This is a genomic window from Rhizorhabdus sp. P4_G6, assembly GCF_056401045.1.
Genome location: NZ_JBFUKC010000002.1, coordinates 180274 through 203984, shown reverse-complemented (window position 1 = coordinate 203984; position 23711 = coordinate 180274). Strand labels below are relative to the sequence as shown.

Sequence of the window (23711 nt, the reverse complement as noted above, 5' to 3'; positions counted from 1 at the left end):
AGCGCGCGGCCGGCCCCCGGTCGCGCGCTGCGCGATTCCAGGCTCCTCCGCATCCTGCCTGTCACGTGATTGCAACACGGCCGTCACGACAGCTTCACAGGCCCTGCCTAGTGACTCCGCCCATGAGGCGAGTCGCCATTCGCCTCATCCACCTAAGGGGGAAGATAATGTATATTCGTCACAAGGCGCTGATGATCGGTGTCGTCGGTCTGGCCTGCATTCCGAGCATGGCCGCTGCCCGCACCCAGATCCGCGCCGTCGGCTCCTCGACCGTCTATCCGTTCGCGACCGCGGTCGCCGAGCGGCTCGCGCGGGCCAATCCGAACATGAAGCCGCCGGTCATTGAATCGACCGGCACCGGCGGTGGCATGAAGCTGTTCTGCGCCGGTGTCGGCGAGCAGCATCCCGACATCGAGAATGCCTCGCGCCGCATCAAGGCTTCGGAACTCAAGAGCTGCCGCGAAAACGGCGTCACCGACATCACCGAGATCCAGGTCGGCATCGACGGCATCGCCTTCGCCACCGGCAAGGCCAATGCGATGAGCAACCTGACGCCGCTCGACATCTACAAGGCGTTGGCAAAGACTCCGTTCGGCAAGGCCAACAAGGCCAGGACATGGAAAGACGTCAACGGCAGCCTGCCCGCCACGCCGATCCGCGTGTTCGGTCCGCCGCCGACCTCGGGCACCCGCGACGCCTTCGGCGAGCTGATCATGACGGCAGGCTGCAGCACCAGCCCGGTGATGCTCGCGCTCAAGAAGAGCGACGAGGCCAAATTCAAGGCGATCTGCACCGGCATGCGCGAAGATGGCGCCTTCGTCGAGACGGGCGAGAACGACAATCTGATTGTCCAGAAGCTCGAGAGCAATCCCGGCACCATCGGCATCTTCGGCTATTCCTATCTCGAGGAAAATGCCGACAAGCTGAAGGGCATCGCGATCAACGGCGTCGTGCCGACCTATGACTCGATCGCAGCTTTCAAATATCCGGGTTCGCGTCCGCTCTACATGTATGTGAAGAACGCGCACGTTCGCGCCATTCCGGCGATCAAGGCCTATATCGCGGAGTTCACCAAGGAAACCGCCTGGGGCCCGGGCGGCTATCTGGTCAAGCGCGGCATGATCGCGGCGCCCGCCCCGATCCGCGCCAAGAGCGCCGCCGCCGCGCGCGCGCTGACGCCGCTCAACGCCGCCGAGATCAAGTAACCGCGTGCGAACATCGATTTCGAAAAGGGGAAATATCGTGAAGAATAACGTGCACATGCTGCTGGTCGCGGCAAGCGCGCTGGCGTTCGCCAGTGCCGCCCAGGCGCAGGACACGCCGGCCGCCGATACGCCGGTCGAAACCGTCGAGGAGCAGCCCGCCTCAGCCGCCGACATGGAGTTCCTGAAGGCGCAGGTCGAAGCGCTGCAGGCGCAGGTCCAGCAGCTCACCGCCCGCGCCGCCAAGGCCGAGCCGAGCTGGAAGGGCGCACCCCAGTGGGTCGACACCGCCGGCTGGAGCTTCAAGCCGAAGGGCGTGCTCCAGTTCGATGCCGGCTATGTCTCGCTGCCGAAGAAGATCGCCGGCACCGTCGGCGTTGCCGGCACCAGCGCCGGATCGGGCGTCAACACCAACAATGTCGGCTGGAACACCCGCGCTCGCCGCCTGATCGTCGGCGCCGAGGGCAGCATGCCCGGCGGCTTCGGCTACAAGTTCGAGCTCGAACTGTCGCAGGGCGGCGTCAACTATGAGGACATGGTGATCAGCTACCAGAAGCCCGGTAGCCCGTGGAGCATCACGGTCGGCCATCAATATCCGCTGTCGAGCCTCGAGCTGCTGACCAGCAACCGCTTCACCACCTTCATGGAGCGCGCCGGCATGACCGACGCGCTGGGCTATGGCCGCCGCCTCGGCAGCACCATCGCCTATACCGACCCGGCCGGCCGCTTCGGCCTCGCCGGCGGCATCTACTCGGAAGACGTCGCCAACGCGAACGTCGCCCGCACCGGTTGGCAGGCCAGCGTCCGTGGCTATTATTCGCCCATGATCGGCCAGGTTCAGGGCCATCTCGGCTTCCAGTTCCAGCACCGTGTCGCGCCGACCGACGCCCAGAACATCCGTTATCGCCAGCGGCCCTACACCCAGGTTTCGGGTGAGCGCTTCATCGATACCGGCGCGATTGCGGCGAAGGGCGACGACATCCTCGGCGGCGAACTGGCGGCAATCTACAAGTCGTTCCACTTCGCCAGCGAATATCAGCATGTCTGGGTTCGCAGCATCAAGCCGGGTTCCGTGTTCGGCATCAACAATGCCGCCGGCACCACCAACTTCTCGATCGACGATCCGCAGTTCCGCTCCGGCTATGTCGAGGTTGGCTATTATCTGACCGGCGAAACCCGCGGCTACAAGGGCGGCAAGTGGGATCGCACCAAGGTGCTCCACCCCGTCACCGAAGGCGGCATGGGTGCGTTCCAGATCAATGCCCGCGCCGACTTCACCGATCTCAACGACAGGGTCGGCGGCCCGGCAACGGTGCTGACCGGCAACGGTATCACCTACATCAACGGTGGCGTCTCGAAGGGCTATGAAGCCAGCCTGATCTGGCTGCCGATGGATTATGTGAAGTTCATGCTTCAATATGCCCATTCGGACATTTCCGGTGGCCCCTCGGCACGCGCCTTCTCGGGCTTCACCACGGCGGCCCCTGCGGGCTTCCAGCACAAATATGGCGTCGATGCGGTTACCCTGCGGTCGCAGCTCGACTTCTAAACCGGTACCACACCCCCCACTCGCGCACCGCCGGTCGATCCGGCGGTGCGTTTTTTTGTGTCCGCGGCAGAATATCTTTCATGCCGCCGGCCGCAGCGTCCTTGACGAACATGTTACAGATCGGTACTCGCATCTCCCTGACGTACCGATCTGTAACATCATCACAGGACAGTTGAGATGGCCTATCTCGATCTTTCGCCGCTGCACGGCCAATCCAGAACCGCTTCCGCGATCGACGCAGGGCAGTTTTCGTCGACGGAACTGCGCGTGATCGATCTCGCCGAACGGATCGACGCGACGGAGGAAATCGATCCCCGCAGCCATCTGGGCCGCTTCGTCGAATGGGCGCTCGGCGTCCGGCTTGCCCGTCCGCTCGCCGATCCTCGCCTCGAAGCGCTGCGCCGCTTCGCCTCGCTGGCGCGGCACCATGCCGGAGAGGTCTCCGAGGAGCATGTGCAGCGCCTTGTCGAAGCCGGCTACTCGCAGAGCCAGGCCTATGGCCTGCTCGGCTATCTCGGGCGGCGGAGGCGCGGGGCCCTGCACTGATCCGAACACCCCGCCGTTCCCTGCGGCGGGGCCGGGGGTGGGCACCGTTCCCCCGCGGTGGCGATCCGGCAGCCCCCAAGCCGTCGATCACCGGCCCACCCCCGATACCTAGAGCATCGAGCTTTACTCTGACGCACCCGACTCCGCTCATCCTGAGGAGGGACTGAGCCTGGCGAAGGCCTGTCTCGAAGGATCCTTCGAGACGCCATTTCGACTTCGCTCAATGGCTCCTCAGGATGAGCGGGTCAGACTAACCGCTCGCTGCTCTAAATACGCGCATCGCTCAGATCGTCTTCACCACCACCTCGAGCTGGTCGGTCGCGATGCCCCAGCCCTGCTCGAAGCCCATCGCCTCATGCTGTGCGAGATCCTCGGCGGTCCAATGGCGCGCCCGCGCGGTATAGCGCGTCTTGTCATCCTCATCTTCGAAGGTGAGAATCACGGTCATGAACGGCTTTGCCGACGGCTCCCACGCGCTGGTGAAGGCATCGGTGAACACCAGCTTCTCGTTCGGAATCACCTCCAGATAGACGCCGCGATTGGGCATCTCCTCGCCATTGGGGCCGCGCATGACGATCAGGCTGGAGCCGCCGGCGCGGACATCGGTCTGCGCCTCCGATACGCTCCAGGGCGGCGGGCAGAACCAGCGCGGGATGATCTCCGGGTCCGTCCAGGCCCGGAACAGCTTGTCGCGCGGCGCGTCGATCAGCCGGGTGAGGGTCAATTCGTACATCCGGGAATCCTCCTTGTCTCGCCGCGAAACACTCAGGCTTCGCCGCGCGGGTAGATGATGATCGACAGATAGCGACTGGTCGGGCTGACCAGCGCCTCGGGACCGTGCAGCGCGCCCGAATCGAACAGCAGCGAGTCGCCCGGGCTGAGCGTGTAGCGCTCGCTGCCATGGCGATAGATCACTTCGCCTTCGAGCATGAAGATGAACTCCACGCCGCCGTGGCTGAAGCTGGTATGCGGCACGGCGTTCTCGCGCAGCACGATCAGATAGGGCTCGACCACCACGTCCCCGCGCAGGACATGCCCAAGCAGCTGATAGACATGCCCCGCCTTGGTGCCGCGCCGCTCGATGGTGAGCCCCTGCCCGGCCGGGACATAGGAACAGTCCTGCCGCTCCTCGAACGATGCGAACAGCGATGACAGCGGCACGTTCAACGCGCCGGCGATGCCCTGCAAGGTCGACAGCGAAGCGGATATGCCGCCATTCTCGATCTTCGAAAGCATGCCGTTCGAGATGCCTGCGGCCGAGGCGAGATCGGACATCGAGAGGTCGTTCTGCCGCCGCAGCTGCCGAATCTGCGTGCCGAGCGCCCGCTCCAGGCTGCGCTCCGCCACCTGCGGCGCGCTGGCCCCGGTCGCGAGACCGCCATCGTCGGCGGGAGAAAGCAATTTGGCCATGCGGTGACCCTAGCGCGCTTTGGTGCCGTGCCAAAGAGAAGCTGTGACCAGTTCGTCATGCATCGTCAGATCATTGATGGAGTCCAGCCCGTAGCGTTCGCAATCCATGCGGCCCACGCGGCCAAGGCCAGGAACATCCCGAAGGGGACACTCGATCCAGCGCCCAGAGGCCGGCGGCGCGCGAGTTCGACGATGCACCATAGCAGCCCTGCCAGCGCCGCGCCCAGCAGCACCAGTGGCAGCATCCGCCAGCCGAGCCACAGCCCGATCGCCGCGAACAGCTTCACGTCGCCGCCGCCCATGCCCTCGCGGTGGCGGAGCAGGCGGTAGCCGTGGCGGATCGTCGCGAAAGCGGCGAACGCCGCAGCGCCGCCGATCAGGCGGTCCGCCAACGGCGGTGCAATGCCAGCGACGCCCACTGCGAGCCCTCCCAGCGCCAACGCTCCCGTCAGCCGATCGGGGAGCCAGAGATGGCGGGCATCGCACAAGGCAAGCGCGAGCAGCAGCCAGCCGAACAACGCACCGGCCAGCGCCTCGGCCGGATCCGCGGCAATGGCGAAGCTCAGCGCGCCGATGCCGGCCGCGGCGATCTCGGCAAGGGGATGGAGGCCGTTGATCCGGCTGCCGCAACAGGCGGCGCGCCCACGCTGCAAGGCAAAGCTGAGGATCGGGATCAGCCGCGCGGCCCCGATCGGCACGCCGCAAAGGTCACAGCTGGAGCGGCCTCGCGCTATCGAGCGCCCTTGCGGCCATCGAACGACCAGCGTGGCGAGGAAACTGCCGATGATCGCCCCCAGCACCGCGCCGGCCCAAATCAGCATCGCTGGTGCCATCCCTGTCCGGCCCCCTGTCATGAGGGCGTCACGCACTCATGCAATAGCCCGGGGGGCAAGAATAGTGGGGATCGTGATGCGCAATATCGGAACCTGCGGCTGCGGCCTGCTCGGGCGACTGCTGATCTTCGCGACCCGCAACGCGGTCCGGTCGGCCCCTCCTCAAAGATTGAGCAAGGCCGGATCGCCGCCCTGCGCGGTGATGTTGACCGACAGCGCCCGCTCGGTCGCATAGCGCAGCAGCGCATGCGGGCCGCCGGCCTTCGGGCCGGTACCGGAAAGCCCTTCGCCGCCGAACGGCTGGACGCCCACCACCGCGCCAATGATCGAGCGGTTCACATAGACATTGCCCGCCGCCACCAGCGCCCGCACCTCTTCGGCGAAGCGTTCGAGCCGGCTGTGGATGCCCAGGGTCAGCCCATAGCGGCGCGCCGCGAGCTCCCCGGCTACCGCCGGCAGATCGGCCGGATCATAGCGCACGACGTGCAGGATCGGGCCGAACACCTCGCGTTCGAGGAAGCCAGCCGACGGAATCTCCGCCAGCAGCGGTGCGAAGAAATCGCCGGCCTCCGGTCCGGCGCAGGCGTGCAGGATAATCGCCTCGCGCTTCAGCCGCTCGCGGTGCGCCGCAAGCGCGGCCTTGGCGTCGGCATCGATCACCGGGCCGACATCGGTCGCCGGATCAGCAGGGTCGCCGATGACCAGCGCCTCCATCGCGCCCCTGATCGTCGCGATCAGCTCGTCGGCGCTGTCGTTCGGCACGAACAGCAGGCGCAGCGCCGAGCAGCGCTGCCCGGCCGATCCGAAGGCCGACAGGATCACATCGTCGACCACCTGTTCCCTGAGCGCGGTCGTATCGACGAACATGCCGTTCAGGCCGCCCGTCTCGGCGATAAAGGGGATGATCGGTCCATTGCGCGCGGCGAGCTGGCGATTGATCGCCCAGGCCGTCTCGGTGCCACCGGTGAACGCGACGCCGTCGATGCCGGGGTGGTTGACGATCGCGCCGCCGATCGCCGCGCCATCGCCGGGCAGCAGCGCCAGCAGCGCGGGATCGAGCCCCGCCTTGTGGAACAGGCGGACGGCGCGCGCGGCAATCAGCGGGGTCTGCTCGGCGGGCTTGGCGAGCACGGCATTGCCGGCGGCCAGCGCCGCAGCGATCTGGCCGGTGAAGATCGCGAGGGGGAAGTTCCAGGGACTGATGCAGGCGAACACGCCACGCCCGGCCAGCTCCATCTGGTTGATCTCGCCGACCGGGCCGGGAAGTATCGTCGGCGCGCCGAACAGCCGCTCCGCCTGCTCGGCATAATAGCGGCAGAAGTCGACCGCCTCGCGCACCTCCGCGACGCCGTCGTTGAGCGTCTTGCCCGCTTCCAGCGACAGAAGGGCGACCAGCGCGTCCATCTCCGCTTCGAGCGCATCGCCCATCGCGCGCAGGATCGCCGCCCGGCCGCTGCCGCGCAGCGCATTCCAGCGCGGCTGCGCCTTGCGCGCCGCGATCATCGCGCGGTCGATGTCGGCAATGCCTGCCTCCGACGCATAGCCGATCACGCGGCCACGATCTGCGGGGCTGGTGACTGGCCCGGGATGTGCGGCGACCAGTCGTCCCTCGACGATCGCGCCGGCCGTCTCGCGCTCGCCGGCGATCAGCCGCGCCGCCCGTGCAGCCCGTTCGCGCGCGTCCACCAGCGTATAGTCGCGGCCGAGCGGATTCTTGCGCGCGGCGCCATAGATGTCGGCGGGCAGCGCGATCCGCGCATGGCGCGCCGGATGCGCGGCGGCCGTCGCGATGGGGTCGGCCACCACCAGTTCGGCGGGCACCTGCTCGTCGAGCAGGGCGTGGACGAAGCTGGTGTTCGCGCCATTTTCCAGCAAGCGGCGCACCAGATAGGGTAGCAGCTCCTCATGCCCGCCGACCGGCGCATAGGCGCGCAGACGCAGCGGCCCGTAGCGATTGGCCGCGGCCGCATAGAGCGCCTCGCCCATGCCATGCAGCCGCTGGTGCTCGATCGTCACCCCGGCGCCGTCGGCCATGCCGCGCACCGCTGCGAGGGTATGGGCATTATGACTGGCGAATTGCGGGTAAAGCGCCGGGCTGGCGTCGATCAGCGCCTTTGCGCAGACCAGATAGGACAGGTCGGTTGCCGCCTTGGTGGTGAAGACCGGATAATCCGGCCGGCCGGCGACCTGGGCCTTCTTGATCTCGCTGTCCCAATAGGCGCCCTTGACCAGCCGCACCATGATCCGCCGCCCGCTGCTTTCCGCTAGCGCGCGAAGCGCCTCGATCACCGCCAAGCCGCGCTTCTGATAGGCCTGGACGACGACGCCGAGGCCGGTCCAGCCGCCCAGTTCCGGCTCCTTGACCAGCCGCTCGATCATCTTCAGCGAGACAACCAGCCGATCGGCCTCCTCGGCGTCGATCGCGAAGTTCAGGTCGTGGCGGGCCGCGATCAGGGCGAGCCGCTTCACGCGCGGATAGAGCTCGTCCCAGACGCGCGCTTCCTGCACCGCCTCATAGCGGGGCGACAGCGCCGACAGCTTGACCGACACGCCGTGCCCGAGCTCCGGCCCCGCGCGGTTCGACGCCGTGCCAACCGCCTCGATCGCGTTGGCATAAATCGTCTCGTAACGCGCGGCATCGGCGGCGGTGCGGGCGCCTTCGCCGAGCATGTCGAACGAGCAGAGATAATTCTCGCGCCGGGCGCGGCCGAGCGCATCGCCGATGGTGCGGCCGAGCACGAACTGCTCGCCCATCATGCGAACCGCGGCCGCGACCGCCTGGCGGATCACCGGTTCGCCCAGCCGCGCGGTCATCCGCTTGAGAAAACCGCCGAGGTCGTGTTTCGCCTCGTCGTCGACATCGATCAACCGGCCGGTGAGCATCAGCCCCCAGGTCGAGGCGTTGACGAACAGGCTGTCGGATTGGCCCAGATGACTCGCCCAGTCGGCCGAGCCGATCTTCTCCGCGATCAGCCGGTCGCGCGTCTCGGCGTCGGGGGTGCGCAGCAGCGCCTCGGCCAGGCACATCAGCGCGAGCCCCTCGCGCGTGCCGAGCGAGAATTGCTGGAGGAAACTCTCGACGACGCCCTGCTTGCGGGTGGAGCGCCGCGCCTCCTCGACCAGCGCGACCGCCTCGGCGACGATATCGGCCCGGTCCTGAGCCCCCAGCGGCTGGCGATCGAGCAGCCCGCGCACGACGTCACCTTCATCGGCATATTTGCCGGCGTCGATGATGTCCCAGTTCGAAAGCACGCTCGCCATATATTCTCCATCGCCGCCGAAATACCCGAGCAATCTAGATGATATTGCGGATCAGGCCGAAGGTGCTTCATATTAATGACCTGATATCCGAAGGGATGGATAAATCATGGCAACCGCACCGAAGCATGTTCCAATCGACGAAACCGATCGCCGGCTGCTGCGCGTGCTGCAGGAGGATGGCCGAATCACGAACCAGGCGCTCGCCCAGCGCTGCAGCCTTTCGCCAGCCGCCTGCTTCGACCGGGTCAAGCGGCTGCGCGAGCGCGGGGTAATCACCGGCTACACCGCGCTGCTCGATCCGGAGAAGCTCGACCAGGCGCTGATGATCTTCATCGAGGTGCTGCTCGACCGCACCACGGACGATGTCTTCACCGCCTTTTCCGAACATGTCCGCCGCGTGCCGCAGGTGATGGAATGCCACATGGTCGCAGGCGGCTTCGATTATCTCCTCAAGGTCCGCGTGTCCGACATGGCCGCCTATCGCAGCTTCCTGGGCGACATCCTGACGGCCATGCCCGGCGTCCGCGAGACGCGCACCTATGCAGTGCTGGAGGAGGTCAAGCTGACGACGAAGCTGGCGGTGTGAAGCAGGACGAACAGGATCCAGCGGCCCACAAGCCTCTGGCTACCCACGGGTGACGCCCTTCTCGTCCATGGTCGAGACCGGCAACTCGATGGTACAGCAGATGCCATCGTCACCCAGTTCGAAGCTGGTCCTTGCGCTCAGCTGATATGGCATAGCCCGCTCGATCAACTCACGGCCTTGGCCGCGCCGACCGACGATCGAACTCGGCTCGGGCATCTCGACGCCCGTCTCCTTCCACTCGATGCGCAGCCAAGAAGCGCCGCTCTCCGGTTCCTGCTCCACCCGCCAGAGAATCGACAGCTGGGCTCCCGGCTGGCCGAGTGCTCCGTATTTCAGTGCGTTGGTGGCCAGCTCGTGCATCGCCATGGCAAGTATCTGAACGGCACTGGAGCGCAGCCTGACCTTCGAAGGGCCGTCAAGCATGACCGCGTCGCCGGGAGCGCCCATCGCTTGCAGTTCGGTACGGATCAACTCGTCGAAGGTGACCCGCTCATATTCGTCGAGTCGGGAGAGTAGCCCCTGCACGCGGGCCAGGGCATCGATCCTGGATTGGAATCGGATGTCGAAATCCGCCAGGTCCGAGCTCGTCTTCAGTGTCTTCGACGCCGTCGATCGCACTACCCCCATCAGGTTGCGGGTGCGGTGTTGCAGCTCGTGGACGAGCACCTGCAGACGACTCTCGCTTTCCCGCAGCGCCGCCTCGGCCCGCGCGCGTTCGACCGAATCCCAGACGCGCTCGGCAGTCTCTTGCACCAGCTGGATATCCGCCTCGGTCCACACCTTGGGGGCGGCGTCGGCTGCTGCCAGCACTCCGACCCACCTCCCGTCCTTGACCAGAGGGAAAGCACAAAAGGAGACAACCTGCGAGGCGGCGAGGCGCTCCCTCAGGGCCGCGGATACCAACTCGGAGGTTCCTGCATCGGAGAGAATGACGTGCCGCCCGCGATCGAGGTCGTGCATTATCCAGTCAAGGTCGGACAGCGAACGCTCGCCGACCACCGAGAGCCGCTGACCGTCGACACAGTCCTCGGTCGTAAAGACAAGGCTATCGTTCGCGCCCTTCTCGGCATAGAAGGCCCTGCTCACGCCAAGTCGTTGCGCCAGAAGGTGGCAGGCCTCGCCCTCAATTGCGATCGGATCGGTCAATGGTCGCAAGGCATCGCTGAGTTTCAGCAAAAAGGCGTGGCGCTGCTCAGCCTGCTTCCGCTTCGTGATGTTCAGGAAGAGCGCGGCAAAGCGACCCGGTTCGGTAGGATATGCTATCGCTTCGAGCCAGTTCCCGAGGGCGGGGACCTCGCGCTCGAAATGGATCGCCTCTCCGGTCTTGACCACCAGAGCGAACATTTCGACCCAATAAGACTCCCGACCAGGAAAGAGTTCGCTGGCGCGCAGCCCTCGAACTTCTTCGTTCGGCCGGCCGACCATTCGCCGCCACGCCGTGTTGGTTTCCAGGACCACATAGTCGACGGGCTCGCCGTCCGGCCCGAATACCATTTCACAGTGCAGGAAGCCTTCGTGCATGCGCTCGAACAAGCCGTGCCAGCGTTTCTCGCTCGCGCTTAGCGCTGCCTCCACCCGGCTCTGTTCCACCGCGGCCCAGGTGCGTTCGGCAACATTACGGATCAGTTCGACGTCAGTTTCCCGCCAGTGACGTGGGGTGGAATTGGTGACGTAGAGAAGGGCCGGAAAACCCCGTGCCTTGATCAGGGGCACCGCAACGCTGGCGGCTATCCCTTTCCGTGCGAGAGCGGCCCGGTGATGGGGTGAAGACGTGCGTTCATCCAGCGCGACATCGTCGATCACGACGGCTGCGGTCTCCCGAAAATCGAAACCATAATTGCCGAAATCCTCTATTCGAAAACGCCCCCCGGCCAAGTTGGGCACTTTTCCATTCGTCCATCCCGCCAAGCCCGTCACGAACTCGCCCGACGCGTCGATCTCCGCGTAGCCGACCTGTCCGGCGTCCAGGTAGCGCCCGAGTGCCTGGCATGCCGCGAACGTGATCTGTCCCGCATCGCCGAGCGACCGCAGCACGTCACTGAGCTCCAGAACGAGCGCCTGTCGCTCTTCCCTCTCGAGCATGAGCGCTTCTTCGCGCTTGCGATCCTCGATATCGGTGGAGGTGCCGAACCAACGGACGATCTTGCCGGTCACCTCATCTAGATAAGGTTCAGCGCGAAGGAGAAACCATCGATAATTACCATCGTTGTCGCGAAGTCGGCTCTCTACGGCAGAAACGCTACCGGTCACCCGTGCCGCCTGGAACACATCCATGGTGCGCTCAAGGTCATCGGGATGAATATAGTCTGTCACGACATCGCTCACCGTCGTGGACGGGCAGGACCAGCCGGCATAGGTCATCCACTGCCGGTTGACGAATTCGAGCCCGCCCTTCACGTCGGTGATCCAGACGAATTGGGGCACGGCGTCCGCCATCAGCCGGAACCGAGCCTCGCTTTCACGCAGCGCCGTTTCCGCCCTCGCGCGCTCCACCGCCGCCCAGGTGCGCTCGGCCACCTCTTCAGCCAGTTCGATGTCATCCGCCGACCAGAGGCGTGGGACATGGCTGTGGATTACAAGCGCCGCCGCGAGGCGACCTGACTTGATGAGCGGAACGTCGATGAGCGCGGCGATCGAGATGCGCGCGAAGGATGCGAGCGCCTTCGTCGACGATGTCCGCACGTCATGGGCCACGTCGTCGATGGCAATTGTGCAACCCCGCTTCAGATCCGCGCTAAAGCGGTGCCCGAACTCTGCAAGCCGATACCGTCCAACGTTGCTCGGGATGGAGCCATCATTCCACTCTCTTTGAACGGTCAGGAACTCGACCGAAGGATCAACTTCGGCATAACCTACCTGTACGACCCCAAGATGGCGGCCTATCGCTTCGGCGGCAGTGAACATGATTTCGCGCGGATCATTCAGCGGCCGCAGCGTGTCATTGAGCTTCGACAAGAACAGCTGCCGCTCATCGGCCACGCGCAGCGTCGCGACCATATCGTCAGCTTGCGAGATAAGTGTGAGCACGCCGCCGACGCCATTTGCCGTGCCCGCGTCAGCTATAGCGCTTTGGCTGTAGGTCCAGTGGACATCCTCCACGCGCCCGTGTCGCTCGATCGAGATCAGCCGGCTTTCGCATCGTTTCGGAGCGCTGCCGGCCATGATCTGCTCACAGCCCGGGCGGAGGGCGCTCCAAATCCCGGAAGGCTGCGCTGCCAGGGGCGCGAGAAGCGAAGAGCGTATGTCTGGGCCGAACAGGCGGACCCACGTATCGTTGTTGAACAGGAAGAGTTCCGGCCCCCATGCAAGCGCCGCCGGACGGTCGATGGCGAGCAGCATGCTCAATGCCGTCTTGAGGCTCTGCGGCCAGTCCTCCATCGGCCCGAGCGACGTTTCCGTCCAGTCGCGAGCGCGGATGAGTTCCCCCATCTCGCCGCCACCATCTAGCCACTCGTTCATCATGCGCGTCCCGCACTTGTTTCGGGCGGACATCTCGATCGCTCGTTCGTGCAGAATGCACCGATCGGGTTCACTATGCCATCGTCAATCCGGACGACGCCCGAAAAGGATGAAGCGGCACTAAAGGACGACGGCAGCCCGGCCTTCAGCACAATCCATATGCGCCTGAGATCGGCGCAGAGTACACTCGTCGGGATGCGCCGTCCGCTACCCCAGCCGTTCCGCATGCCAGCGCAGATGATCTTCCATGAACGTCGAGATGAAATAATAGCTGTGATCATAGCCCGGCTGCAGCCGCAGGGTCAGGTCGATCCCCGCCGCTGAGCACGCYGTCGCCAGCAGTTCGGGCCGCAGCTGTTCGGCCAGAAAGCTGTCGGCGTTGCCCTGGTCGACCAGCAGATCCTTCACCCGCGCGCCATCCTCGATCAGCGCGACCGCGTCATGCCTGCGCCAGACCGCGCGGTCCTCGCCGAGGTAGCCCGCCAACGCCTTGTGGCCCCAGGGCACCTGACCCGGCGCGACGATCGGCGCGAAGGCGGAAATAGCGCGGTAGCGGTCGGGGAAGGTCAGCCCGATGGTCAGCGCACCATGGCCGCCCATAGAATGGCCCATGATCGACTGCCGGCCCATGTCGGCGGGAAAATGCGCGGCGATCAGCGCCGGCAGCTCGTCGGTGACATAGCTCCACATCTTGTAGTGCCGGGCATAGGGGTCTTGTGTCGCGTCGACATAGAAGCCTGCGCCGAGGCCGAAATCATAGGCGCCGTCCGGATCGTCGGCCACGCCGTCGCCGCGCGGGCTGGTATCGGGCGCGACGAAGATCAGGCCGAGTTCGGCACAGGCGCGGCGATACTCGCCCTTCTCGGTGACGTTGGCATGGGTGCAGGTGAGCCCCGACAGGTAGAAGACCACTGGTAGCCTGGCGCCCTCGGCGTGCGGCGGCACAAAAACGCTGAAGGTCATCGGCGTGCCGGTCGCGGCGCTAGCATGCCGATAGACGCCCTGCACGCCATCGAAGGCACGTGCGGTGCTGACGGTTTCCAGGCTCATGTCGGCGCGGCTCAGAACACCACCACGCTGCGGATGCTTTCGCCGGCGTGCATGAGGTCGAAGCCCTTGTTGATGTCCTCGAGACCCATGACGTGTGTGATCATCGGGTCGATCTCGATCTTGCCGGCCATGTACATGTCGACGATCTTCGGCACATCGGTCCGGCCCTTGGCGCCGCCGAACGCGGTGCCGCGCCAGTTGCGGCCGGTGACCAGCTGGAACGGGCGGGTGGCGATCTCCTTGCCGGCTTCCGCCACGCCGATGATGATCGAGGTGCCCCARCCGCGGTGACAGGCCTCCAGTGCGGTGCGCATMACCTCGGTGTTGCCGGTGGCATCGAAGGTGTAGTCGGCGCCGCCATCGGTCATCGCCACGATCTTCGCGACGACCTCCTCGCGGCTCAGCCCCCTGGAGTTGAGGAAGTCGGTCATGCCGAACTTGCGGCCCCAGGCCTCGCGGTCGGGGTTGATGTCGACGCCGATGATCTTGTTGGCRCCSGCSAGCCGCGCGCCCTGCAGCACGTTCAGCCCGATGCCGCCGAGGCCGAAGACCACGACATTGTCGCCGACCTGCACCTTGGCGGTGTTGACCACCGCGCCGACACCRGTGGTGACGCCGCAGCCGATATAGCAGCTCGACTGGAACGGCGCGTCCTCGCGGATCTTCGCCACCGCGATCTCGGGCAGCACGGTGAAGTTCGAGAAGGTCGAGCAGCCCATATAATGGAAGATCGGCTGGCCCTTGTAGCTGAAGCGGCTGGTGCCGTCSGGCATCAATCCCTGTCCCTGGGTCGCACGGATCGCGGTGCACARRTTGGTCTTGCCCGAAAGGCACGACTTACACTGGCGGCATTCGGGGGTGTAGAGCGGGATGACATGATCGCCCGGCTTCACCGAGGTGACGCCGGGACCGACCTCGCGCACGATGCCGGCGCCTTCATGGCCTAGGATGCTCGGGAAGATGCCCTCGCTGTCGAAGCCGTCAAGCGTATAGGCGTCGGTGTGGCAGATGCCCGTCGCCATGATCTCGACCAGAACCTCGCCGGCCTTCGGCCCCTCAAGGTCCACTTCGACGATTTCCAGGGGTTTCTTCGCTTCAAAGGCGACAGCGGCACGGGTCTTCATTTTGATCCTCCGGAGTTTCGCGGAAGCGTTAGCCGGTCAGAGCATCATCGGGAAGCCTGTCCCGTGCAATCGGAAGGGTCCTCTTATTTTCATTTGCGTTATGGTCTCACCCGATGGAATCGGCCACATAGCCGCCGATATGCGGCTGATAGGCTTTACCATTGCCCTGCTCGCTTCGTTGCTCGGGCCGGGCGTTGGACACGCTGCGTTACCGATCACCTTGTGCGAAGGCGTCTGGCTCGATGCGGTGCGGAGCCGTCCGGTGCCGGTGCGGATCCGCATGCCCGGGGGTGGAGGCAAGGTCGGAGTGATCCTGTTCAGCCATGGTCTCGGCGGATCGCTCGATGCGGGAGCGATCTGGGCGCATGGCTGGGCCGAAGCGGGCTTTGCGGTGATCAACATCCAGCATCGCGGCACCGACAGCGCAATCTTCGGCAAGCCGGGCTTCCGGTCGGCGCTGAACGGCGAGCAGCTGATTTCACGAGTGCGCGACATCCAGTTCGTGATCAGCGAGCTCGGCCGGCGCAAGGCGCAGGACCGATGCGACCTCGACCGGATCGATCTCAGCCGAATCGGCGTGGCGGGCCACAGCTTCGGCGCGCAGACGGTGCAGGCGATCGCCGGGCAGCGCTTTTCCGCCGCCATCGAGCCCCCTCTCGGCGATCCGAGAGTCCGCGCCGCCGTGGCGCTGAGCCCTTCGCCGCCGCTCAGCGGATCTCCCGAAGTGGCTTTTTCGACGGTTCACATCCCCTTTCTGTCGATAACAGGCACAGAGGATGCGATTCCCTTCGTCACGCCGATCACCGCGCGACAGCGCCAGGAACCGTTTCGGTTCATGCCGGCCGGCGAAAAATATCTGCTGGTCTTGCAGGGCGCCACCCATGAGATGTTCGCGGGCCAGATCATCCACACGATGCTCAATGGCGAACCTACACCCTACATCCGGGAGACCGTGATCGCCGCGACGGTGGCGTTCTGGAGGGCGACGCTCGACGCGGACCGGGGGTCGCTGCGCTGGCTGCAAAGCCCGGAGGGTCTGCGCGCCGAACTGCGGCCAAGGGACCTGTTCGAGAGCAAGTAGACCCGCCGGTCGTTCAATGGAAATCGCGCGACCGGGGCAGGATGCGCACATCGCGCGGGTGGCTGCCGCGTTCGACATGGTTGCGCGGCGCCTGAGGGTGCTCGAACTCATCGGCGCGTGCCAGCGTGATGGTGGGGCTATGATCCTCGGACAGCCGACTGAGCTCGGCGGTGCGATCATGGACGCGCGACGCCATCAGGTGGACGACGCCCTCGGGGCTGCGCTGGATCTCGCCCTCGACCACCATCAGCCGCGACGCCATCACCGCATGCCGCTGCATCTCGAACAGCCGCGCCCACATCAGGACATTGGTGATCCCGGTCTCATCCTCCAGCGTGATGAAGATCGCCTTGCCCTCCCCCGGCCGCTGGCGGACCAGGACGACACCGGCGACGCGCGCCTTCACCCCGTTGCGCGCCGCGCTTGCCTCGCGGCAGCTCAGCACGCCCTCGCGCCGGAAACCCTCGCGCAGGAACTCCATCGGATGGCCTTTGAGCGACAGCCGGGTCAGCTGGTAATCGGCGGCGACATGCTCGGACATCGGCATGACCGGCAGCATCGCATCGGGCTCCTCGCCAAGCTCGCGCGCCTTGACGGCAGCGAACAGCGGCAGTTCGCCATCAGGGGTGCGCCGCACCTCCCACAGCGCAGTGCGGCGGTCGAACCCGATCGAACGAAACGCATCGGCATCGGCCAGCAGGTGTAGCGCCCGGCGCGGCAGCGATGCGCGCCGGGCAAGCTGCTCGATAGTATCGAAGCGCCCACCGGCGCGGGCTTTGCCGATCGCCTCGGCCCAAGCCTGGCGGAAGCCATCGATTTGGCGCAGGCCGATCCTGAGCGCGAGGGCTCCATCGCGCGCCAGCTCGAGGCTGTTGTCCCAGTCGCTCGCATTGATGTCGATCGCGCGCACCTCGACGCCATGTTCGCGGGCATCGCGGACGATCTGCGCGGGAGCGTAGAAGCCCATCGGCTGCGAGTTGAGCAAAGCGCAGGCGAACACTGCCGGATAGCGGCATTTTATATAGGATGAGGCATAGACCAGCAGCGCGAAGGACTGGGCATGGCTTTCGGGGAAGCCATAGCTGCCGAAGCCCTCGATCTGCGTGAAGCAGCGCTCGGCGAAGTCGCGCGGATAGCCTCGGCCGACCATGCCCTCGACCATCTTGGTCTTGAACTTCGGCATGCCACCGGCGTTGCGGAACGTGGCCATGGCGCGGCGCAACTGGTTGGCCTCGGCGTCGCTGAATTTCGCCGCGACGATCGCCAGCTTCATCGCCTGTTCCTGGAACAGCGGCACGCCCAGCGTCTTGCCGAGCACATCCTCCAGTTCGTCAGCATTGCCATGATCCAAGTGAGGCCTGGGATAATCGATGTTCAGCCGGCCTTCGCGCTGCTCCTTGCGGCGCTTGAGATAGGGATGGACCATGCCGCCCTGGATCGGCCCCGGCCGCACGATCGCCACCTGTACCGCCAGGTCATAGAGCGTGCGGGGCCGTAGCCGCGGCAGCATGTTGATCTGGGCACGGCTCTCGACCTGGAAGACGCCGATGCTGTCGCCGGTACACAGCATGTCATAAACATCGGCCTGGTCCTCGGGGATCCTGTGCAGCGCATAGCGCTTGCCGAGATGCGTATCGATCAGGTCGAACGCCTTGCGGATGCAGGTCAGCATGCCCAGCGCCAGCACGTCGACCTTCATCAGCTGCAGGGCGTCGATATCGTCCTTGTCCCATTCGATGAAGGTGCGCTCGTCCATTGCACCATTGTGGATCGGCACGGTCTCATCGAGCCGGTCCTCGGTCAGCACGAAGCCGCCGACATGCTGCGACAGATGGCGGGGAAAGGTCAGCAGTTGCTCGACCAGCATGTTGAGCCGCGCGATCTCGACATTGCCGATATCGAAGCCGGTCTCGTGGAAACGCTTCTCCTCCATCTTCGAGGAGAAGCTGCCCCAAATCGTCGAGGTCAGCTTCGTGGTGACATCCTCGCTCAGCCCCAGCACCTTGCCGATCTCGCGCACCGCGCTGCGCGGCCGATAGTGGATCACGGTCGAGGCTATGCCGGCGCGATGGCGGCCGTAGCGCGCATAGATATGCTGCATCACTTCTTCGCGCCGCTCATGCTCGAAATCGACGTCGATATCCGGCGGCTCGTTGCGATCCTCGGAAATGAAGCGCGAGAAGAGCAGCTTGTGCTTGACCGGATCGACCGAGGTGATGCCGAGCACATAGCAGATCACCGAATTGGCGGCCGATCCCCGCCCCTGGCAGAGGATGCCCTTGCTCCGCGCGAACTTCACGACATCGTGGACCGTCAGGAAATAATAGGCATATTTGGCCTGGCGGACGAGCTTGAGTTCGGTTTCCACCAGCTCGGCGACCTCGGGCGCCGGATCCTCGCCATAGCGTTCGCGCACCCCTTCGGCGACGAGATGCTCGAGCCAGGCCTGGGGCGTCCAACCGGACGGAACCGGCTCATGCGGATATTCATAGCGGAGCTGGCCGAGGTCGAACTGGACTCGTTCGAGCAGTCGCAGGCTTTCGGCAAGCGCCTCCGGATAATGTCTGAACAGCCGCGCCATCTCGGCCATGGGCTTGATGTGGCGCTCGCCATTGGCGGCGAGGCGGGTTCCCGCCTCGTCGAGCCTGAGGCCAAGACGGATGCAGGTGACGACATCGTGGAGCGGGCGCTGCTCGGCGGTGGCGTAAAGGACATCGTTGGTGGCGATCAGCGGGATGCCGATATCGCGCGCCAGCTTGGCGTGCCTGGCGATGCGGCGGCGGTCGGGACCGGAATAGGATGTGGCGAGGCCCAGCCAGACGCGTCCGGGCGCGGCATGGTTGAGGATCGATAATACTCTCCCCAGACCGTCACCCCAGCCCTTCGACTGCCTGCAAGGCAGGCGCTCAGGATAAACTTCAGCCAGAGGCTGAAGGCTGGGGTCCATGTCTGTCTTCACTAGGGATAGTCTGGGAGGTGAGCTCTCAACCTTCCCTCCTGCCGCAAGAGACATGGATCCCAGCCTTCGCTGGGATGACGAAAATGGGAGAAGAAACGACGCAGGAGCCAGCGGCCCCTGCCATTTCGGATGCAGCCTTGCGCCGACATCCCCGAGCTTCAGCCCCTGCCCCGCCGGCATCACGATCAGCAGCAGATCATCGAGATGATCGAGCAGGTCGCCCAGATAGAGGACGCAATCGCCCTTGATCGCGCGGCGATTACCGGTGGTGAGGAGCAGGGTCAGCCGCCCCCACCCGCGCCGGGTCGCGGGATAGGCAACGATGTCCGGCGTCCCGTCGGCAAAGACCAGCCGCGCGCCGGCCACCAGCCTGAAGTCGATATCGGCCCCGCCCTCCGCCGCCAGATTGGCGCGCGCCGTGCGCAGCGCCTTCCAGGCGCGCACCACGCCGGCCACCGTGTTGCGGTCGGCGATGCCGATGCCGGCATGGCCCGCCGCGATCGAAGCGGAGACCATGTCCTCGGCCGCCGAAGCGCCGCGCAGGAAGGAGAAGTTGGTCGCCGCGACCAGTTCGGCGAAGGTGGCGGCCTCGGTCATGCGAACAGGCCGTGGATATACCAGGTCGGGATCTTCGCCTCGCGGCCGTAGAGGCCGTGGCGGAACAGCCAGAAGCGGCGGCCCTGCCTGTCCTCGACCCGGTAATAGTCGCGCGCCATCCCAGCATTGTCGGCCCGGCGCCACCACAGCGCCCCAATTCGCTCCGGCCCTTCGGCCAGGACGATGTCGTGCAGCCGCTGCCGCCAGCGGAACTGGCGCGGCGGGCCGTCCGGCACAGAGGCGAGGACCTCGATCGGCTGGGGTGGATCGAACAAATGGGTGGGCCGCAGCGGCGGCTCGCCGGGCTCGGGCGACGGCCAGCCGCCGGGCGGCGCTTCCCCGATCGCGGGAAAGGCCAGCACCGCCTGCTCGGGAATATGGCTGTCGCGCGGCGCAAACCGCCGCACGCGGTTGCGTCCGAGCCGGGTCGACAGCCGATCGAGCAGCTGGGCCAGCTCCCCCTCGGCGATCGCCCCGCCTTCGAGCGGCAGCTGGAGCGGTGCCAACGGTTCGAACAGCGGCACCGACAGCCGCACCAGATCGAAGCCGAAACCGGGATCGACCGGATCGGACAGCGTCTCCAGCCGCTCGTTGAACAACCGCATCAGCAGCGGGACATCGCGTACCGGCAGTCCGGTCTCGATCCGCAGGCTGCGCACCAGCCCGTCGGTGCGGAACAGCTGCGCCTCGAAGCGCCGCCCGCCGCGATGCCCCTCCTCCATTCGCCGCGCCGCCTGCTGGGCCAGCGCCTCGATCGCGGCCAGTGCGGGATCGACATGACCGATCGGCTCGGCGAAACGCCGTTCGAGCACGAGCGCCGCTTGCGGACGCCGCGCGGTAATGCGGATGTCGCGCCCGCCCGAGATCCTGTCGAGCCGGTCGGCAGCGTCTTCCCCAAAGCGCGCCGACAGCAGCTGCGACGGCCGAGCGCTGAGATCGGCGAGGCGCTTGAGCCCGGCGCGGCGCAGTGCCATCGCCTCCCCGGCCTCGAGGCCCAGGGCTTCGACGGGCAGCATGGCCGTCGCCTCGGCGGGATAATGCGCCAGCGCATGCGCCGCATCGGGGGTGTCGGCGAGCGCGCTGCGGACATGCATGCCGAGCCGCTGCAGCCGCGCCACCAGGTCCTCGCGCAATCCCGCCTCGCCGCCGAACAGATGCGCGCAGCCGCTGATATCGAGGATCAGCCCGTCGGGCGGATCGAGTGCCACCATCGGCGTGTAGCGATCGCAGCCGTCGGCGATCCGCTCGATCCATTCGCCATCGGCGCGCATATCGATATCGACGACGCCGAGATCGGGCATCCGCGCCCGCGCGTCGGCCAGGCTGAGGCCGGGCGCCAGCCCGAGCGCCAGTGCAGCCCGGCTGACGGCGGCCAGCCGCATCGCACCCTTCTGCTTCTCCACCAAAGCGAACGGGGCATCAGGCGGAAAGCCGGGCTGGACCGCTCCCGTCCGGATTGCCCGCGCCAGCCGATCGGCCGGCAGGAAGGGGAAGCACAGCGCCAGATAGCGTCGCTTCCCGGAAGACATGCTCGTCACGATTCCACTCCAGACAGGCGCGTACCCCAGCCAGTCCCCCGCGATGCCGCAACAACTCGATCTCGATCGCCGGATGGCCAGGCGCACCGGCCTCGAGCGCCGCCGACGCCAACGATCGCACCCGCCAACGGCTATAGGCGGCGCTCGGGACCGGCTCGGCCTCGGCGCGCAGCAGCAGCACGGTCACCCCCGATTTCTCGGCCGCGACCGCGAGCCGCCGGCTCACCGTCAGATCGAAGCCGCGTGCCGCCTTCCAGGGCTCGATCAGCACCGCCGAGACATCGGCACAGCGCACCGCATCGCCCGCGGCGCGCAGCAGCGCCGCCTCGTCCGGCGCGACGATCTCGATCAGCCGAGACGGATCCAGGCCGAGATCGGCGAGCCCCGGCCCGTAAAGTGCCCCACCGGCACGCACCGCTCCATCCTGCCGCAGCCAGAGCAACGGCCCTTCCCCCCGTCGTATCGCCAGCATCAGCGCGGTCCCGGCCAGAGCCGCGCGATCGTCCGGCTCGGCAGCGAACAGCTCGTGCAGCTTGCCGCACGGCAAACCACCCCCCAATTGCGCGTCGAGCGGCTCGGCGCCCAACGCAAACAGCGTGGCTTCCGGGGGCTTCGGCCCCTCGATCGCACAGATGCGCGATCTCAGGGCGGCCAATAAGATCCGCGACTCATCCATGGTTCTTGTTTTGTTCTTATACTCCCTTCAACAAGGGAGGAGTCAAGGATGCACTAAAGCTGGTAGTGAGGTAGTTTCAAATTGGGGTTATGGAAACTCATCCTCGGGTCAGTCTCGCTAACCCCGCTCGACGTTATCGGTCGTGTGTTGTGGGAGTGCCCACGCAGATTGAAGCCTGCTTGTCCCATGCGCCGCCTCGATCCAAACACGCATCGACATCGAGGAAATTCTTGAGGGAGCGAACGGCAAAAATGGCTGACAGCGTTGCCACTATTATCACAAGGACAGCCACCCTTCGTCTCATCTCAGTATCTCTTGTTCAGACCGTTGGGCCTAAAATGATCACATGCCGCAGTACATTGATGCGCTCCCGAACCCCCTTCGCGAATGCGCCGTCCCGCACTCCGGCCTGCCACGTTCGCCCGTTGATCCGCGAGAGAGGCGGACCTAGGGTCACCTTTGATACGCTGGTCCACGATTTCTCGCCCATTGCTTATCGTTCGCGCGACAGCCTCTCCTGTTTCACCTAGCGACGATGCTTCGCAGTTGGCTTTGCAATGAAAGTATTTGTCCGCGCCGATCGTGTTAGCATCCCTCATATCTCCGTAATTACGAAAGAAATTGCCACCTGCCTTGGCTGCCTCTTTCAAAACTCGCCCATCTCGCTCGCCTTGCGCGCGCATCGCCTCATACTCATTCCAATTCGAATTGCCGAGTTCGGCAAGTTGAATGGGCTTTTCCTCTCCAAGACGCCTGATGGACTCAAGCTCCTCATCGCGCTTGCGATCCAATTCGTCCCAACTCGCGATTCCCGCGCGATTCTGCTTGCCGGAATTCCGACCTGTGAGCTTTGCCTCATCTCGCTCCTCGTCGAGATAGATGACGTTCCAATTCTCATCGACGCGAAACGGCCTAGGCATCTTGCCGTCAGCCCCAGGCAGCGATTTGATTCCGGCATTAAACCATGCGAGTCTCCGCGCTCGAGAATAGAACATAGAGTGAACTAAATCAAATCCTACATTGCAAGTAGAATCTGCCCCCCGCCCTTTCGATCTTGATCCGGAGTAATCGACCAGTGCTCGGCTTATCTGCGGCGGCCATAGGTGTTGAGGGTATTGTAGCTCCCGATGCACAGCTTGCAGACGGCGTAACCGTCAGGTTCCTTCTTGCTCGCGAAGGCCATCGCATCGTCCAGCGTCGTGAACCCGGTCCAGATGCTGCCCTTGGCCGGCCCCTTGTTTTTGCCGAGCCCCCCATTGCAGGAGGAGCAGTCCGAAGCATGGGCCTTCGCCGTCCGATGGTACGGGCTGTGCAGAATCCAGAAGGGTTTCGGCGAATCGTCATCACTGACCACGGGCTCGATCGGCAATAGATCGGTTCGCTCCCGTGTGGCGACATACAGGTCCGAGGCGACGATCATGTCCTCCGGTGTCCAGACGCGATCGGTCAGATTGCAGGCGAGCGCCGCCGTCTCGCGCTTTGTCCATTGCTTCGAACCATCCTTCGGCCGGCTCGGATTGGGTATCCAGCAATAGTTCCGGTAGTGTATCCAGATCGCGACCTGCCGCTCGTGAAACTCCATCACCTTTGAAAAAGCATTGGTCTTCCGCGTGAAGCGTCGATTGGCCTGCCGGAGAAAGCCGTTCTCTCGCTCCACGAGCCATGTCGTGATGTCGGCGGGCTCCGGGCTCCCCTTGAGCACATTTTTCCGCACGCCGACATATCGGCTGCCGGGACGTGGTTCGCCGTTCTTGTCCATGTCCGTGCCGGCGACCTTGCCGCGCTCGGGGATCAGATGGTCTATGGCCGCTTCGTGGAGGGCGATCTGTTGACCCATGGG

General features: G+C 65.3%; 17 protein-coding genes. 5 read left to right on the top strand and 12 right to left on the bottom strand.

Annotated elements, in window-relative coordinates:
* Positions 1–191 precede the first annotated feature (191 nt).
* From AC1DPF_RS03230 to AC1DPF_RS03220, 3 genes are all read left to right on the top strand, one after another.
* Positions 192–1205, top strand: a complete 1014-nt coding sequence (locus AC1DPF_RS03230; RefSeq protein ID WP_477959830.1) for a substrate-binding domain-containing protein — start codon at positions 192–194, stop codon at positions 1203–1205.
* Positions 1206–1242: 37 nt separating this feature from the next.
* On the top strand, positions 1243–2751 hold the full coding sequence (locus AC1DPF_RS03225; protein ID WP_477959677.1) for an OprO/OprP family phosphate-selective porin: 1509 nt from the start codon (positions 1243–1245) through the stop codon (positions 2749–2751).
* A gap of 177 nt (positions 2752–2928) precedes the next feature.
* Positions 2929–3297, top strand: a complete 369-nt coding sequence (locus AC1DPF_RS03220) for a hypothetical protein (protein WP_477869926.1) — start codon at positions 2929–2931, stop codon at positions 3295–3297.
* Positions 3298–3580: 283 nt separating this feature from the next.
* Here AC1DPF_RS03220 and AC1DPF_RS03215 read toward each other — a convergent pair whose 3' ends face one another.
* The 4 genes from AC1DPF_RS03215 to putA all read right to left on the bottom strand — a co-directional run bounded on the left by AC1DPF_RS03215 (position 3581) and on the right by putA (position 8801).
* The gene (locus tag AC1DPF_RS03215) at positions 3581–4030 is read right to left on the bottom strand and encodes an SRPBCC family protein (protein ID WP_477959675.1); all 450 of its coding nucleotides are present in this window, start codon (positions 4028–4030) and stop codon (positions 3581–3583) included.
* Between the two features lie 32 nt (positions 4031–4062).
* Entirely contained in the window at positions 4063–4707 is a 645-nt protein-coding gene (locus AC1DPF_RS03210) for a helix-turn-helix domain-containing protein (RefSeq protein ID WP_477959673.1), read from the bottom strand.
* A gap of 65 nt (positions 4708–4772) precedes the next feature.
* The gene (locus tag AC1DPF_RS03205) at positions 4773–5528 is read right to left on the bottom strand and encodes a prepilin peptidase (protein ID WP_477959671.1); all 756 of its coding nucleotides are present in this window, start codon (positions 5526–5528) and stop codon (positions 4773–4775) included.
* Positions 5529–5702: 174 nt separating this feature from the next.
* Positions 5703–8801, bottom strand: coding sequence for a bifunctional proline dehydrogenase/L-glutamate gamma-semialdehyde dehydrogenase PutA (gene putA / locus AC1DPF_RS03200; protein ID WP_477869916.1), 3099 nt, complete (start codon positions 8799–8801; stop codon positions 5703–5705).
* Positions 8802–8907: 106 nt separating this feature from the next.
* On the opposite strand from putA, the gene AC1DPF_RS03195 reads away from it, so the two are divergent.
* A complete protein-coding gene (locus AC1DPF_RS03195) occupies positions 8908–9387 on the top strand; it encodes an Lrp/AsnC ligand binding domain-containing protein (RefSeq protein ID WP_477869914.1) in 480 nt (159 codons plus the stop codon).
* A gap of 39 nt (positions 9388–9426) precedes the next feature.
* On the opposite strand, the gene AC1DPF_RS03190 is transcribed toward AC1DPF_RS03195, so the two are convergent.
* The 3 genes from AC1DPF_RS03190 to AC1DPF_RS03180 form a co-directional block, all read right to left on the bottom strand.
* Positions 9427–12849, bottom strand: coding sequence for a GAF domain-containing protein (locus AC1DPF_RS03190; protein WP_477959669.1), 3423 nt, complete (start codon positions 12847–12849; stop codon positions 9427–9429).
* A gap of 204 nt (positions 12850–13053) precedes the next feature.
* Complete coding sequence (fghA, locus tag AC1DPF_RS03185) at positions 13054–13890, bottom strand: S-formylglutathione hydrolase (protein WP_477959829.1); 837 nt, start codon at positions 13888–13890, stop codon at positions 13054–13056.
* A gap of 17 nt (positions 13891–13907) precedes the next feature.
* Entirely contained in the window at positions 13908–15020 is a 1113-nt protein-coding gene (locus AC1DPF_RS03180) for an S-(hydroxymethyl)glutathione dehydrogenase/class III alcohol dehydrogenase (protein WP_477959667.1), read from the bottom strand.
* Between the two features lie 100 nt (positions 15021–15120).
* Between AC1DPF_RS03180 and AC1DPF_RS03175 the strand changes: the two genes are divergently transcribed.
* Complete coding sequence (locus tag AC1DPF_RS03175) at positions 15121–16101, top strand: alpha/beta hydrolase family protein (protein WP_477959665.1); 981 nt, start codon at positions 15121–15123, stop codon at positions 16099–16101.
* A 13-nt stretch (positions 16102–16114) separates the two neighbouring features.
* Here the strand turns inward: AC1DPF_RS03175 and AC1DPF_RS03170 are convergent, their stop codons facing one another.
* The 5 genes from AC1DPF_RS03170 to AC1DPF_RS03150 all read right to left on the bottom strand — a co-directional run bounded on the left by AC1DPF_RS03170 (position 16115) and on the right by AC1DPF_RS03150 (position 23630).
* Complete coding sequence (locus AC1DPF_RS03170; protein WP_477871784.1) at positions 16115–19657, bottom strand: error-prone DNA polymerase; 3543 nt, start codon at positions 19655–19657, stop codon at positions 16115–16117.
* On the bottom strand, positions 19654–21186 hold the full coding sequence (locus tag AC1DPF_RS03165; RefSeq protein WP_477871786.1) for a Y-family DNA polymerase: 1533 nt from the start codon (positions 21184–21186) through the stop codon (positions 19654–19656). Before AC1DPF_RS03165 ends, AC1DPF_RS03170 begins: the two co-directional genes overlap by 4 nt.
* Positions 21077–21850, bottom strand: coding sequence for an ImuA family protein (locus AC1DPF_RS03160; protein WP_477871788.1), 774 nt, complete (start codon positions 21848–21850; stop codon positions 21077–21079). The genes AC1DPF_RS03165 and AC1DPF_RS03160 overlap by 110 nt, the downstream gene beginning before the upstream one ends.
* Positions 21851–22176: 326 nt before the next feature.
* A complete protein-coding gene (locus AC1DPF_RS03155) occupies positions 22177–22866 on the bottom strand; it encodes a hypothetical protein (RefSeq protein WP_477959663.1) in 690 nt (229 codons plus the stop codon).
* A gap of 89 nt (positions 22867–22955) precedes the next feature.
* The gene (locus AC1DPF_RS03150) at positions 22956–23630 is read right to left on the bottom strand and encodes a hypothetical protein (RefSeq protein WP_477959661.1); all 675 of its coding nucleotides are present in this window, start codon (positions 23628–23630) and stop codon (positions 22956–22958) included.
* Positions 23631–23711 lie beyond the last annotated feature (81 nt).

Coding starts and splice junctions, on each gene's coding strand:
- AC1DPF_RS03190 (WP_477959669.1), bottom strand. CDS start 12,849: ATGATGAACGAGTGGCTAGATGGTGGCGGCGAGATGGGGGAACTCATC.
- AC1DPF_RS03175 (WP_477959665.1), top strand. CDS start 15,121: ATGGTCTCACCCGATGGAATCGGCCACATAGCCGCCGATATGCGGCTG.
- AC1DPF_RS03165 (WP_477871786.1), bottom strand. CDS start 21,186: ATGTCTTCCGGGAAGCGACGCTATCTGGCGCTGTGCTTCCCCTTCCTG.
- putA (WP_477869916.1), bottom strand. CDS start 8,801: ATGGCGAGCGTGCTTTCGAACTGGGACATCATCGACGCCGGCAAATAT.
- AC1DPF_RS03230 (WP_477959830.1), top strand. CDS start 192: ATGATCGGTGTCGTCGGTCTGGCCTGCATTCCGAGCATGGCCGCTGCC.
- AC1DPF_RS03210 (WP_477959673.1), bottom strand. CDS start 4,707: ATGGCCAAATTGCTTTCTCCCGCCGACGATGGCGGTCTCGCGACCGGG.
- AC1DPF_RS03215 (WP_477959675.1), bottom strand. CDS start 4,030: ATGTACGAATTGACCCTCACCCGGCTGATCGACGCGCCGCGCGACAAG.
- AC1DPF_RS03220 (WP_477869926.1), top strand. CDS start 2,929: ATGGCCTATCTCGATCTTTCGCCGCTGCACGGCCAATCCAGAACCGCT.
- AC1DPF_RS03170 (WP_477871784.1), bottom strand. CDS start 19,657: ATGACCGAGGCCGCCACCTTCGCCGAACTGGTCGCGGCGACCAACTTC.
- AC1DPF_RS03195 (WP_477869914.1), top strand. CDS start 8,908: ATGGCAACCGCACCGAAGCATGTTCCAATCGACGAAACCGATCGCCGG.
- AC1DPF_RS03205 (WP_477959671.1), bottom strand. CDS start 5,528: ATGCTGATTTGGGCCGGCGCGGTGCTGGGGGCGATCATCGGCAGTTTC.
- AC1DPF_RS03155 (WP_477959663.1), bottom strand. CDS start 22,866: ATGTTCTATTCTCGAGCGCGGAGACTCGCATGGTTTAATGCCGGAATC.
- AC1DPF_RS03150 (WP_477959661.1), bottom strand. CDS start 23,630: ATGGACAAGAACGGCGAACCACGTCCCGGCAGCCGATATGTCGGCGTG.